Annotated in this window: 14 protein-coding genes and 1 rRNA gene; 4 read left to right on the top strand and 11 right to left on the bottom strand. The window is 57.9% G+C overall.

Annotated elements, in window-relative coordinates:
- Positions 1-72: 72 nt before the first annotated feature.
- The 6 genes from flgE to M5G20_RS10365 all read right to left on the bottom strand — a co-directional run bounded on the left by flgE (position 73) and on the right by M5G20_RS10365 (position 5,175).
- Entirely contained in the window at positions 73-1,389 is a 1,317-nt protein-coding gene (gene flgE, locus M5G20_RS10390) for a flagellar hook protein FlgE (protein ID WP_273919062.1), read from the bottom strand.
- A gap of 31 nt (positions 1,390-1,420) precedes the next feature.
- A complete protein-coding gene (flgD, locus tag M5G20_RS10385) occupies positions 1,421-2,143 on the bottom strand; it encodes a flagellar hook assembly protein FlgD (protein WP_273919061.1) in 723 nt (240 codons plus the stop codon).
- A 15-nt stretch (positions 2,144-2,158) separates the two neighbouring features.
- Positions 2,159-2,602: a flagellar basal body rod protein FlgC gene (gene flgC, locus M5G20_RS10380; RefSeq protein WP_010457154.1), complete on the bottom strand. Its 444-nt coding sequence runs from the start codon at positions 2,600-2,602 to the stop codon at positions 2,159-2,161.
- A 3-nt stretch (positions 2,603-2,605) separates the two neighbouring features.
- Positions 2,606-3,013, bottom strand: coding sequence for a flagellar basal body rod protein FlgB (flgB, locus tag M5G20_RS10375; RefSeq protein WP_075948859.1), 408 nt, complete (start codon positions 3,011-3,013; stop codon positions 2,606-2,608).
- 355 nt (positions 3,014-3,368) lie between these two features.
- Positions 3,369-4,196, bottom strand: coding sequence for a protein-glutamate O-methyltransferase CheR (gene cheR / locus M5G20_RS10370; RefSeq protein ID WP_273919060.1), 828 nt, complete (start codon positions 4,194-4,196; stop codon positions 3,369-3,371).
- Positions 4,197-4,242: 46 nt separating this feature from the next.
- Positions 4,243-5,175, bottom strand: a complete 933-nt coding sequence (locus M5G20_RS10365; protein ID WP_075948861.1) for a chemotaxis protein CheV — start codon at positions 5,173-5,175, stop codon at positions 4,243-4,245.
- Between the two features lie 83 nt (positions 5,176-5,258).
- On the opposite strand from M5G20_RS10365, the gene flgA reads away from it, so the two are divergent.
- From flgA to M5G20_RS10345, 4 genes are all read left to right on the top strand, one after another.
- A complete protein-coding gene (flgA, locus tag M5G20_RS10360) occupies positions 5,259-6,020 on the top strand; it encodes a flagellar basal body P-ring formation chaperone FlgA (RefSeq protein ID WP_273919059.1) in 762 nt (253 codons plus the stop codon).
- Positions 6,021-6,186: 166 nt separating this feature from the next.
- Complete coding sequence (gene flgM, locus M5G20_RS10355) at positions 6,187-6,513, top strand: flagellar biosynthesis anti-sigma factor FlgM (protein WP_056853155.1); 327 nt, start codon at positions 6,187-6,189, stop codon at positions 6,511-6,513.
- A 48-nt stretch (positions 6,514-6,561) separates the two neighbouring features.
- Positions 6,562-7,029 carry a flagella synthesis protein FlgN gene (locus tag M5G20_RS10350; protein WP_273919058.1) on the top strand — a complete coding sequence of 156 codons (468 nt, stop codon included), beginning with the start codon at positions 6,562-6,564 and terminating at the stop codon, positions 7,027-7,029.
- A gap of 92 nt (positions 7,030-7,121) precedes the next feature.
- Positions 7,122-7,868, top strand: coding sequence for a flagellar brake protein (locus tag M5G20_RS10345; protein WP_273919057.1), 747 nt, complete (start codon positions 7,122-7,124; stop codon positions 7,866-7,868).
- 64 nt (positions 7,869-7,932) lie between these two features.
- Here M5G20_RS10345 and M5G20_RS10340 read toward each other — a convergent pair whose 3' ends face one another.
- From M5G20_RS10340 to rrf, 5 genes are all read right to left on the bottom strand, one after another.
- Positions 7,933-9,297, bottom strand: coding sequence for an MFS transporter (locus tag M5G20_RS10340; protein ID WP_273919056.1), 1,365 nt, complete (start codon positions 9,295-9,297; stop codon positions 7,933-7,935).
- Between the two features lie 68 nt (positions 9,298-9,365).
- Positions 9,366-10,607: a glutamine synthetase family protein gene (locus M5G20_RS10335; protein WP_273919266.1), complete on the bottom strand. Its 1,242-nt coding sequence runs from the start codon at positions 10,605-10,607 to the stop codon at positions 9,366-9,368.
- Positions 10,608-10,818: 211 nt separating this feature from the next.
- Positions 10,819-11,511, bottom strand: a complete 693-nt coding sequence (locus M5G20_RS10330) for a sensor histidine kinase (protein WP_150735017.1) — start codon at positions 11,509-11,511, stop codon at positions 10,819-10,821.
- A complete protein-coding gene (locus tag M5G20_RS10325) occupies positions 11,508-13,112 on the bottom strand; it encodes a tetratricopeptide repeat-containing response regulator (RefSeq protein WP_273919055.1) in 1,605 nt (534 codons plus the stop codon). Before M5G20_RS10325 ends, M5G20_RS10330 begins: the two co-directional genes overlap by 4 nt.
- Before the next feature lie 333 nt (positions 13,113-13,445).
- A 5S ribosomal RNA gene (gene rrf / locus M5G20_RS10320) occupies positions 13,446-13,561 on the bottom strand.
- Positions 13,562-13,616: the final 55 nt, after the last annotated feature.

Genomic DNA, 13,616 nt, shown 5'->3' with positions numbered 1-13,616 from the left:
GGGAGAATGTGATGTTGTCAGCTACAAAAAAGCCCCTCTTCCGAGGGGCTTTTTATGAAGCGCAATCCAGCATCAGGTCATCTGAATGATGGTCTGCATGATGGTGCTCTGGGTGGAGATGGTCTTGGCGTTCGCCTGGTAGTTGCTCTGCGCCTTGATCAAGTCGACCAGTTCGTTGGTGACGTTGACGTTGGATTCTTCCAGGGAGTTGGAGTGGATCTCACCGAGGGAACCGGTTTGCGGTGCGTCGTAGCCCGGCTGACCCGAGGCGAAGGTTTCCTTCCAGCTGGTGCCGCCCACTGGCTGCAGGCCTTGTTCGTTGGTGAAGCTGGCCAGCGCCAGTTGACCGATCGGCTTGGTCTGGTAGTTGCTGAAGTTGGCCAGCATCACACCGCTGCCATCGATGGTCAGGTTGGTGATCTGGCCGGTGGCGTAGCCGTTTTGATCAGGAATGGAACGAGCGCTGTCAGCGTTGAACTGCGTGGTGTTGCCCATGGCGACAGTCACACCCGCCGGGTCGGCGGCTGCGCCGTTGGGCGCCCAAACGCCATTGGTCACTTTGCCCGGAATCCAGCCAGTGATTTGCAGATCAGGGCTGACGACTGGCGGAGTGCCCGGCGTGGTGACCGAAACCAGCTTGCCACTTGTGTCAAAAGCCATGGTCGAAGGGACCGGACGCGAAGCTGCGTTCATCGGATCGCTGCCGTCCGGGTTGCGACCATCGATCAACGTATAGACATCCCAGGTGTTGGCCGCCGTCTTGACCATGTATTGGTCCATCTGGTGCTTGTTACCCTGAGTATCGTAGATCTGGGTAGTGAACTGCTTTGTGAAAGCGGTTCCCGGCTTGCTCGGGTCGAACGGGTTGGCCACTTGGTCGATCACATCGGACTTGGAGTCCAGGTTGATCGTCGACGAAACGTTGGTGGTAGTTTTCGGTGCCAGGTTGGACGTGTCGATGCGCAGGTCCGTCAGCACGCCATTGATGATCTTGCCATTGGCGTCCACGCCATAACCTTGCAGACGCGCGGTACCGTCGGTGTTGGTGACGTAGCCTTCCTTGTCGACCTTGAAGGTACCGGCACGGGTGTAGGACAACGATCCGTTGTCGTTGAGCACGAAGAAACCCGAGCCATTGATGCCCATGTCCAGCACGTTGCCGGTGTTGTTGATGTCGCCCTGGGTGAACTGCTGGGAAACGTTGGCCAGACGCACGCCACTGCCGGTGGTCTTGCTGCCGGTGCCCAGCCGGGTCGCCGAGTACACATCTTCGAATTCCGCACGGGACGATTTGAAGCCAACGGTCGCGACGTTGGCGATGTTGTTGCCGGTCACGTCCAGTTGCTTGTTGGCGGCATAGAGACCGCTAAGGCCGATGTTGAAAGACATATTCCACTCCTTTGTGCCGGGTTAGTCGGCTCTATATACCAATGGTTTGCACTTTGGACAGGGCAATGCTGCCCAGCCCGGCGAGGTTGAGCATCAATTCACCACCGGTCTGGCTGAGCGTCACACTGGTGACGGTCGCCGGCAGGTTGGTGATCAGCGCAACAGCCTGATCATCGATGGTGGTGGTTGCCGCGAAGGTGTAAGTACCCGCCGGAGCCACATTGCCTGCTTCGTCCTTGCCATCCCAGGTGAAGCTGGCATTGCCGGCTTTCTGGTCGGCCAGGGTGATGGTGCGAATGACTTTGCCGTCCTTGTCGGTGATTTTCACTTCGGCTTGAGCCACCGACTGTGGCAGTACGACCGCTCCGGTCATTCCCTTGGTGGTGTCGACCACAGCCTTGTCACCCGGCGCGATGACCGAACGGCCCACCAGCGACGAGGCCTGCAGTGCCTGGGATGAACCGAAGGCGCCGGCAATGCCGCTCACCGTATCGTTGAGTGTGGTGATGCCTTCAAGGCTGCTGAACTGCGCCAGCTGCGCCACGAACTCGCCGTTGCCTTGCGGCTCCAGCGGGTTCTGGTTTTTCAGTTGCGTCACCAGCAACTGCAGGAATGCGTCTTTGCCCAGGGCCTTTTTACCGGTGGCGCTGCCGGCCGCCGACGCCAGGGAATCAGTGTCCTTGTTGGTCTTGATCGAGGAGTTGGCCAGGATGTCGTTGAGGGACATACCGCTGGTGGTATCGCTAACACTCATCTGAGTCGCCCCTTATCACTGACCCAGGGTCAGGACTTTCTGCATCATGGTTTTGGCGGTGTTCATCATTTCGGCGTTAGTCTGGAAAGAACGGCTCGCGGAAATCATGTCGGCCATCTCTTCCACCACGTTGACGTTCGGGTAGTAGACGTAACCCTTGGCATCGGCTGCCGGATGGTTCGGTTCGTAGCGCGCGTCAAGGTTGCTCTGGTCTTCGACTACGCCGAGCACCTGCACGCCTTGACCGGCGGCATCCTGGTTCTGGAACAGCGAATCGCTGCCACCGCTCTGGCCGCCCTGGAACATGGTGGCAAACACCGGGTGACGCGCGCGGTAGGTCTGGTCGATGCTCGACGAAACGGTCTCGGCGTTGGCGATGTTCGACGCGACGGTGTTCAAGCGAGTGGTCTGGGCACTCATGCCGCTACCGGCAATGTTGAAAACACTGGATAGAGACATGGCTTACTCTCCGCGCAGGGCTGACACCAGCCCTTTGAATTTGCTGTTGAGCAGGGTGAAGCTGGCCTGGAAGTTCACGGAGTTTTCCGCGTAGTTCGACTGTTCCAGTTGGGCGTCCACGGTGTTCTGGTCGATCGAAGGTTGCATCGGCGTGCGGTACATCAGCGACTCGTCGCCATTGCCCAGGCCTTCGGCTTCGATATGCCGGCTGTTGGTCATGTTCAAGGCGAACGTGCCGTTCCTGGCTTTGTCGTTCTGCGCCTCGAGCACTTTCGAGAACTCCAGATCCCGCGCCTTGTAGTTCGGGGTGTCGGCGTTGGCGATGTTGTTGGCCAGGACTTCGGCACGCTGGGCGCGGAAGCCCAGAGCCTTTTCGTGAATGCCGAGCGCTTTATCGAAGCTGATGCTCATGTCGGGAAACCTTCGGGTGACCTGATTTTTCGTACGATGAACATAGCAAGCGTCATGCCAATTCAAAAAAGCCCGTAAACCGGGGCTTTGCGGGCAGTGGCAAGACGGCAATGCCAGAAAAGCGGCAACCGGTTTCCGCTGAATGCCGCTTTTCTGCCGCTTTCTCAAGAGCAACGCAGATCCCCTTGTGGGAGCGAGCCTGCTCGCGAAGGCGTCTTGTCTGTCGACACCTGCGTTGCCCGACCCACCGTTCGCGAGCAGGCTCCCACAGGGTTTAGTGGTGTGGGCGGGAAATCATCAGGCATAAAAAAACGGGAGCCCCTTGAGGACTCCCGTTTTCGTTACCGCCATCAAATCATTTCGCCTGGTAAATGATCCCCGGGCTGCACTGGACCATCTGGTAATGATCCGGCAATCCGTTCAGCGCCTCGGAAGCACCCAGGAACAGATAACCACCGCGCTTCAACGTGCTGTGAATGCGCAACAGGATGTCCTTCTTCACTTCAGCAGAGAAGTAGATCAGCACGTTGCGGCAAAACACGATGTCGAACTTGCCCAGGCTCGCGTAGCTGTCCAGCAGGTTAAAGGAGCGAAATTCAACCCGGCTCTTGATCGGCGCCTTGATCGCCCAGCGCCCCGGCCCTTTCGGGTCGAAGTAACGCTGCAAGCGCTCCGGTGACAGACCACGGCCGATGGCCAGGCTGTCGTACTCGCCGGTCTTGCAGTTGTTCAACATGGTGCCGGAAAGGTCGGTGGCAACAATCTGCACGCCCATCCTCAACTGCCCGGCATTGACCCGCTCGAACTCGTCGATGGACATCGACAGCGAATACGGTTCCTGCCCCGACGAACACGCCGCCGACCAGATCCGCAGACGCTGGCCGGGACTGGCCTTGATCGCCTCGGGCAGCACCTTGTTCTTCAAGACTTCAAACGGATAGGTGTCACGAAACCACAGGGTTTCGTTGGTCGTCATCGCGTCCACCACCATCTCGCGCAAACCACTGCGCGGCTGCGTCTGGATACGCTGCACCAGCTCACCCAGGGACTTGATGCCTTGCTGCTCCATCAGTTTGTTGAGACGGCTCGAGACCAGATACTGCTTGTTTTCACCGAGCAAAATGCCACAGGCTTTTTCCAGGAATACCCGGAACTGTTCGAAATCCAAATTACCCGTAGACAATGCTGCCGCCTCTTAAATCGTGTTGACTGCCGGGGGCCAAACGCCCCTAGCTGATATCTGCTGCTTTGATCCGGTCAACGACCCGGGATGCCAGGTCATCAGGTCGGAATTTGGCCAGAAAGTCATCGGCACCGACTTTCTTGACCATCGCCTGATTGAACACACCGGACAACGAAGTATGCAGGATGATATGAAGCTTTTGCATGCGAGGGTCGTTGCGGATCTCGGCCGTCAGCGTGTACCCGTCCATCTCCGGCATCTCGATGTCGGAAATCATCATCAGGAACTCTTCTTCCGGCTTCTTGCCCTCGTCGACCAGTTTGCGCAGGTAATCCAGCGCTTGCCGACCGTCGTTCAACGCCACCACTTCCACACCCACCGTCTGCAGGCAACGCGTCACCTGCTTGCGCGCCACCGACGAATCGTCGACCGTCAGCACGCGCAACGAAAGCGCCTTGTGCTGGGTTTCGACATCCACCACGCCAGCCGAAATCGCTTCCGGTGTCGGCGCCACTTCCGCCAGCACCTTCTCGACGTCGATGATTTCCACCAACTGATTGTCGACCCGCGTCACTGCCGTCAGGTAGTGATCGCGTCCCGTCCCCTTGGGTGGCGGATGGATCTCCTCCCAGTTCATGTTGACGATGCGCTCCACCGAGCGCACCAGGAAACCCTGGGTCTTGGTGTTGTACTCCGTGATGATCACGAAGGGATTGTTCTTGTCCTTCAAAGCACCGGAGCCGGTCGCCATTGCCAGATCCAGGATCGGAATGGTCGCCCCCCGAATATTTGCCACGCCGCACACGACAGGACTGGATTTGGGCATCAACGTCAGTTGGGGGCATTGCAGCACCTCCCGAACCTTGAACACGTTGATCCCATACAGCTGCTGGCCGTCGAGACGGAACAACAACAGCTCAAGGCGATTCTGCCCCACCAGTTGCGTGCGCTGGTTCACCGAATCCATTACACCAGCCATGCCCAGACTCCTACACCAACGCTAAGTGTTGTTGCGACGCACATTCATCTCTAAACGGCACGGCGCTTGCTTTTTATCTTTCTATGAACACAGAACCGACATTTTTCCGACGCCTGATCACCCCCTGCCGCCAATGGCTCGGTGTGCTCGCCGCTGCTTGCCTGTTCAACGCTGGCAGCCCTGCCCTTGCCGACACAGTTACCTTGCCTGACATGCTTATCGGCGTCACTCAGGGCTTTCTTGAGTTCACCGTAGAAGACTATCTGGCTACCAGTCAAACGGAAGGTCGCTACGAGATCCAGGTCAACCAGCTCGATCCACGCCTGCGCATGCCAATGTGCGACAAGGAATTGACAGCCACTCTGGAGAGTCCGGCCAAGCCGTTGGGCCGGGTAACGGTCAAGGTCCGCTGTGAGGGAACATCCCCGTGGACCGTCTTCGTACCCGCTCAAGTTCGCCTGTTTCGCGATGTTGTGACCACCACCCGGCCCCTGCGCCGTGCCGGTATTGTCGAACCCGCGGACGTCACCTTGCGTGAGCGCGATGTCAGCCTGCTCAGCCAGGGCTATCTGACGTCTTTGGACCAGGCGATCGGGCAGCGATTGACCCGACCAATGGTCAACGACCAGGTCATCAGCCTGGTGCACATCGAACAGGCGGAAGTCATCCGCAAAGGCGATCAGGTGGTGATTACCGCCCGCAGTGGTACGCTCAGCGTGCGAATGCCCGGCGAAGCACTGGCCAACGGTGGCTTGAGCGAACAAATCCGGGTGAAGAATCTCAATTCAAATCGAGTGATCAAGGCGCAAGTCATCGCGCCGGGGCAGGTCGAGGTGCCCATGTAGGTCGCTCTGCTTGTGCAGATGTGGCGCTAACCGAGGCTGTTCCCTAAACTGTGCCCTGTGCAGGGCAAGCGCTGGCGCGCGCAAGCTCATTGATAAATGAGCCTAAAGTTTTTCCGGGTATGGCCGAAAACATGGCAAGCGTCCAAATTCCCAGAGGTTTTTTATCATGGTCATCGATTTCAGCCGTTTGAACAGCTCCTCGTCACTCACGGGCAGTACACGTACCAGCGTTGCCAAGGAAACCGCCGATGCCGGCAAATCCGCGCCGCTGAATACCCCGGCCGAACAGGCCAGCACCGTCACGAGCGGGGAATCGGTACATCTCAGCAATGAGGCTCAACAGTTGCAGAAGGTCACTGATACGCTGCGCGATCAGCCAGCTGTCGACAAAGCCCGTGTGGCCGAGTTGAAAGCAGCGATTGCCGATGGCAGCTATAAAGTCGACAGCAACCGTGTAGCCAGCAAACTGCTCAACTTCGAAGCCCAGCGCTAGGCCACGGCCAGCGCGAGGCTTTTGGACGCTTAAACCCCAAGGCCAGCCATGCACGACACTAATTTACTGCAACTGATCACCGACGATTTTGCTCCGGCGCAACAATTGCTGGAGCTACTGCGCATCGAATCCCTTGCCTTGCATGGTCGCGACATGAACCTGCTCGAAGGCATCCTGGCGCAGAAGCAGGCATTGATCATCTTGCTCGAACAGCATGGCCGCAAGCGCAGCGAAATTCTTGCCAGTCTCAATTTGCCCACCAACCGCAGTGGACTTGAGCAACTCGCCAGCCAGTCCAGCGTTGGCGAAGCGTTGCTGGCGCAAAGCGATGTCCTCACCGACCTTCTGTCCCAGTGCCAAGCGGCCAATGCCAACAACGGTCAGTCGATCGTGGTTCAGCAGGTCGCCACGGCCACCCAGCTGAAAATCCTTACCGGCGGCGAACCTCCAGCGCTCTACGATGCCAGTGGAACCTTTTCCAAGCTTGTGAAACCGCGTCCGCTCAGTCAGGCTTGAGCCCATCGATGAGCGCGCTCTATCAAGACGCGAAACATGCTGGCAATATGATGGCCAGTAGTAGTCAAAATTTGTCTGGAGATTGATTAACCGTGTCCAATGCCTTAAATGCGGAAGATGCTCCGCAGCCACCCAAGGTGCTCAGCACGCCCCTGGAAATCTCCGGCAACCTGCGCCAGCTGCAAGAAAGTCATGACCCGCTGATCATCACGTTCCATGAGCGCACCCAGCGCTTCCAGAGCTATCTGGTGGACATCGACCGTGAAAGCAACATGATTGCCCTGGACGAAATGATCCCCCGTGACGGCGAGCGCTTTCTGCTGGCCGGCGAGCCGTTCAAGGTCGAAGGCTTTCACGAGGGCGTCCGCATCGCCTGGGAAAGCAATGGCCCGTTGACCATCGACGAATCCGGTGGCGCTCGTTGCTACCGCGGCACGCTGCCCGATGAAGTGGTCTACCACCAGCGCCGCAATGCGTTCCGCGCGGCGTTGAAGCTGGCCCAACTGGTCAACGTCGACCTGGACGGCGAAAAACTCAAGGCCCCTATCAGCGGCAAACTGCTGGACATTTCCGCTACCGGCTGCAAGTTACGCTTTGAAGGCGACATCACCGGCAGCCTGCAACTGGGTCAGGTCTATGACCGCTTCTCGGCCGCCCTGCCCTTCGGCAAAATGACGGCCCCGGTCGAACTGCGCTACCTGCACTTCGAAGAAAGAATCTCCACGACGTTCGCCGGTGTTCGCTTCCATAACATGAGCGGGCTGGTGCAGCGTCAGGTCGAGCGATTCGTCTATCAGTTGCAGCGCGAAGCACGCCGCTTCGACAAAGACGATTTCTGATAGCAACGTATCAATAAAAACGGGCAGTCCCTCGCGGTGACTGCCCGTTTTTTTTGGCTGAAGGTTAAGGCCTGGCTTCGGTGAAGCTCTGCTCCCTCCCCGCATCCGGATCTTCTGGCGGAGTATCAGAGGGGGACTCAGGATCGGGCGTCGGCTCAGGGGGAACCGGGTTCTGCATCTGATCCTGCACCACTTGCTCATCCACCCGCGGATCGAGAGCAGCCACCAGTGGCGAGCTCGACATACTGTCTGGCATCGCAACGTGATGCAGCGGTGCATCGTCCACCTGATGCAAGTTGGTCACCGCTTTCGGGCGAATGCGCCACACCAGCACCAACGCAAAGAAACTGAAGAACGCATAAAGCATCTGACTGCCGAACAACTTCATCAGCACACCAGCCACCAGCGGCCCGATGCTGGCACCCACGCCGTAGGTCACCAGTAACATGGCCGTCAGCGAGACCCGGCGATCCCCCTCGACGTGGTCGTTGGAGAACGCCACCGCCAACGGGTAAAGGCAGAACTGCACCAGCGAACACAGGAAACCGGCGATGAACAACACCTCCAGTGGCACCTGCGTCATGATCGCCAGCGGCATGGCGGCCAGCGCCAGGCTGAACGCAAAACAACGAATCAATAGCGCCCGGTCATAGCGATCGGATAGCCAGCCCAATGGCCACTGCACCAGCAACCCGGCAAAAATGCAGCTACCCATGAACAGACCCACCTGCTCGGTGGACAACCCTTGCTGCGAGGCATACAGCGGCGCCAGACCGTAGAAGGAGCCAACGATCAAGCCCGCCCCTAACACCGTACTTAGCGACTGCGGCACACGCTTGATGAAGAACCGTGGCTCCATCGGTGCAGGATGCAAAGGCGCAGGGTGAATCCGTCGTGTCAGGGTCACCGGCACCAGGCACAAAGTGAAGCACAAGGCGACCAACATCAGCAGTTCAAGACCGAGCCCCGGGTGCATGACCAGAATCAGCTGACCCAGCACCAAGCCCAGGTAGGAAGCGATCATGTAACCGCTGAACACCAGACCGCGCTGCTTGGCCTCGGCCTGCTCGTTGAGCCAGCTTTCGATGACCATGTACTGGCACATCATGCCAAGGCCGACGATCACCCGCAGGAACAGCCACGCGGGCAGCCAGTTGACCAGACCATGGCCCAGCACCGCCGCACCGACGATCCCGGCGCAGGCGGAATAGGCTCGAATATGCCCGACCCGGGCAATCAGCCGGTGGCCGATCTTGCCGCCCAGCACCAGGCCGAAATAGTTGGCTGCCATCAGCGCACCAACCCACAGGCTATCGACATTATCGGCAGCCAGGCGCAACGCCAGGTAAGTACTCAACAGGCCTGAGCCGATCAACATCATCAGCGAGGCGAAATAAAGCGCTCGAAAGGATTTCCAGATTTGGCGCATCGGCGTTCCGAGCGGCTCCTTGCAGTGAGTAACGGGCTACCAAACGATAGCCCGGTGTCGATATTTCGTCAGGCCTGAGCGGCTAGAACACGTCGTTCCCAGGGCGTGATTTCATCATAAAAGCTGGTCAGCTCCATGGTCTTCGAAGCGATGTAGCCTTCGATGAACTCCTTGCCGAACAGTTCCTTCGCCAAGTGACTACGCTTCAGACGTTCGAGAGCAGCGTGCAAGGTACACGGCAACGAAAGATTATCCGGCACCTCGAATTCCCCCTGGATCGGCTCGCTCGGCTCCAGTCGTCGCTCAATACCATGCAACCCCGCTGCAAGGCTCGCGGCAATCGCCAGATAGGGGTTGGCGTCGGCACCTGGCAAGCGGTTTTCAACCCGGCGAGCGACCGGCGCACTGGCGGGAATACGCAAACCTGCCGAGCGGTTGTCATGGGACCAGCACGCATTGTTCGGCGATGCGAAGGGATGACACAAGCGCTGGTACGAATTGACGTTCGGAGCAAACAACGCCGTGAAATCCGCCATGCCGGCCTGCTGCCCAGCGATGAAATGCCGGAAGATTGCCGTCGGTTGCCCGGCATCATCACTGAACACGTTCCGCCCGGTATCGATGTCTACGATGCTCTGGTGAATGTGCATCGAACTGCCCGGCGTGTGCGCCAACGGCTTGGCCATGCACACCACGGTCAGGCCATGCTTGAGCGCGACTTCCTTGAGCAGGTGCTTGAACAGAAATGTCTGGTCGGCCAACAACAGCGGATCACCGTGCAGCAGGTTGATCTCGAACTGGCTGACACCCATCTCATGCATGAACGTATCGCGAGGCAAACCCAGCGCCGCCATGCACTCATACACTTCATTGAAAAACGGCCGCAAGCCGCTATTGGAACTGACACTGAACGCCGAATGACCGTCTTCGCGGCGACCATCCAGGCCAATTGGCGGCAGGAAAGGTTGCGTCGGATCAGGATTGGGGGCGAAGACAAAAAACTCGAGCTCAGTCGCTACCACCGGCGCCAGGCCGAGTGCGGTGTAGCGTGCGATGATGGCCTTGAGTTGGCCGCGAGTCGACAGGCTGGAGCTTTCGCCGGTCAGTTCATCCGCATCACAGATGGCAAATCCGCGCGGCTGCCTGCTCCAGGGCAAACGGTGAATCTGCGTCGGGTCTGGCACCAGAGCAAGATCGCCGTCATCGCTGCCGTAAAAACGTGCTGGCGGATATCCGCCCATGATGCATTGCAGCAGTACGCCCCGCGCCAACTGCAAACGCCGCCCTTCGAGGAAACCCTCGGCGGTCATCACTTTGCCCCGTGGCACGCCATTCAAATCCGGCGTAACACATTCAATCTCATCAACGCCCGTCAATCGCTGCGCGAGTGAGCCCTGGCCATCGGTTGTCATGACGCTATCCTTGTTATCGTACGAGCCGCGAACGGCGACCCGTACAAAATAGGCTTCGCGTGTTCGGAATATCAAGCAGCGCCCAACAAAAAGCTTCGCGCGAGAACAATCAGGGCAGATAAATACTGAACACGCCGCCACCCAACGGGCCGCCGTTGCTGATTTCGGTGCGCCCGCCGATACCGTTGCGCTGATGCAAAGCGGCAATCCGGCCGGCGAAATACAAACCAAGGCCAGTGCTGCCACTGCTTTGATTGATGCCCTGCACGTAATCAGCCTGACGCTCGATCATCTCGCCTGGGTAACCGTCACCATCGTCGTTGATAGTCAGCACCAATTGGCCCGCCTCGTCGCTGACACTGATCAACACAGCATGACGCGCATAACGAATGGCGTTGTTGATGGCGTTGGCCAGCACTGACGCGATCAATTCACGGTCGAAGAAACCCAACGGACTCAACGGATCCACTTCAAACGTCGCAGCGATACCGCGACTGACGAACACATCCTGATGACACGCCAACTGCGCCTCGATGAAGTCGTCCAGTTCGTGATAGGCGGGCTGCAAGGGCATCTGATTGACGCCCAGCTTGTACAGGCCCAGTAACTGCACGAGCATTCCGTTGAGGTGAGCAAACTCGAATTCGATCACACCCTGCTCCGGCGTATGCCGAGCCGGCTCTGGCAGCCCGGTCAGCCACTGACTGTGGGCCTGCATGAGCATGGCCAACGAGTTCTTCATATCGTGCACGGTGGACGCGATCACCGTAGAAAAATCTAGGGATTGCGAGTCGTCATTCATTCGCCAAACGCCTTGCTTTTGAGCTTCTGGTATCGCGGATAACGTGCATCGGAGTCAGGCATCAAACCAACCATTTTCAGGCAGGTGCGGCATTCTTCAAGTTCAGCCGACGCGACATTTGTATCAGTGCCATGCAACAGCGCCTGCGCCAGGTTCAACGCGATACTGATGTTCTTCGGTTGCAGCGCCAGCGCTTTGCGGAACACCTGTCGGGCCTCCACCAGATTGCCGGTCTTGTACACCCGCACGCCCTGACGATTGAGTTCAGCAGCATCGTTACCCGAATTGAGAATGCTCGGGTCATCGGTCAGTTTGGCAATGCCCTTCATGACCGCCGGATCATCCCCGTAGATTTCCGCGCAGTTTTTCAACATCGAGGCGCCTGCATCGGCTTGTCCAAGCATCTGCAACTGCTTGGCGACCAGCAGCGCCGCCTCAGCGCTCATGAACTGCTCCATACCGTCGAGGCGCATCATCGCTTGCTCAGTGAGCTTGTCGGCGGTTTCGGCATCGTTGAGCAACAAACTGGTGGCCTTCATCAACCGTGCGCGAATCTGCAGGCCCGGATCGGTTGGATTCTCCTTGGCCACGGCACTCAGCGTTGTGTTGATCTCCAGACGGCTCCGGGTATCCAGACCTCTTTCGCTGCCTTTGCTGATCAAGGCATGGGCCAGTCCGAGGTTGCTCTCCGCATCCTTGAAACGGGATTGCGCACCTTGAGCAACAGCCTGGCGATAGGCTTTGGAGGCGGTATCAAAATCCTCGTTGGTCATTGCCAGTTTGCCTAGCTGTGCCTGCCGACGCACTGCCAAGGGCGAAAGGCGAATCGCCTCTTCCAATACTTTCTGGGCGGCCTTGGTATCCCCTTCCGCGACCAGTACATCCGCCATGCCATCGTAGAGCGCCGGCATCATCGGGAACACCTTCAATGCCTTTTCGTAGACACCTTTGGCCTGAGCGACCTGGCCGCGCTTGAACAGTAGCTTGCCAAGCCCGGCGAATGCCCAAGGCAAAGGTCGATCGGCAATGATGCTGTCGTATAGGCGCTCCAGCGCCTCATTCTGATTGAGGTCACGCAGGGCGTCGGCACGGTAACGCAGGCACAACGGCGAGTAACGAATGTCTTGCTTACACAGGGCGATGCAAGCGTTGAGCACTTCAACCGGTTTGCCTCGATCGAGCGCCTGAAGAATCGGCTTGAGCAAGGTTTTTCGCTGCTCCAGCCGCTCGAGACGCTGGGCCAGACCGGAACGGTTGAAGGGTTTGGTCAGGTACGCGTCGGGCTCGTGCTCCAGAGCACTCAGCACCATGGCCTGGCTGGTCTCGGCGGTGACCATGACAAACACACTTTCATGGCTGATCAGCTTTTCGATCATCAGGTCTTCGAGCACTTGCTGGCCATTCTTCTTGCCATCGCCCAAGTGGAAATCCTGCAAGATGAAATCATAGGACTTCTGCGAACACATTTTCAGCGCCTGTTCGCCAGTGTCTGCCGTGTCCACATCCTTGACACCCAACTCCCGCAGCATGGACCTGACGGAACTGCGGAAATCCGAGAAATCATCGACGATCAGAAAACTCTTTTGGTGATACGACAGCATCGAAGATTTCCAGGCAGATTAAGAAGAAGAGCCAAAAACACAAATACACAAATAAGATCAACTGCCCCCTTTACGGCGCGCAGATGATAGCCAGTAGCCACGGCCTATCAAGCGTTTTCTCTTGAACTGCAAATACGAATGGAAACGGCGAGAAGTGAAGACCGCTTGACCCTAAGGTTATCGGCCAGTGGTGGCGTTCCCTTGAAGCCTCATTAACGCTCGAGCACAAAAAAAGGGATGGCCCATCAGGCCGTCCCTTTTTTGATCTTGCGACTTTTTCTACGCGCAAAACAAAACCCCAACTGCTTTCGCAATTGGGGTTTCGGAATTTAATCTTGACGATGACCTACTCTCACATGGGGAAACCCCACACTACCATCGGCGATGCATCGTTTCACTGCTGAGTTCGGGATGGGATCAGGTGGTTCCAATGCTCTATGGTCGTCAAGAAATTCGGTGTGCCGACTCGTCTTTCGACGCTTCAGCAAATTGGGTATGTGACAG

This window comes from Pseudomonas sp. TNT2022 ID1044, assembly GCF_028656895.1.
Classification (GTDB): Bacteria; Pseudomonadota; Gammaproteobacteria; order Pseudomonadales; family Pseudomonadaceae; genus Aquipseudomonas; species Aquipseudomonas reinekei.
Note: the sequence above shows the minus strand (reverse complement) of the source record. Positions and strands in the feature narration are given on the sequence as shown.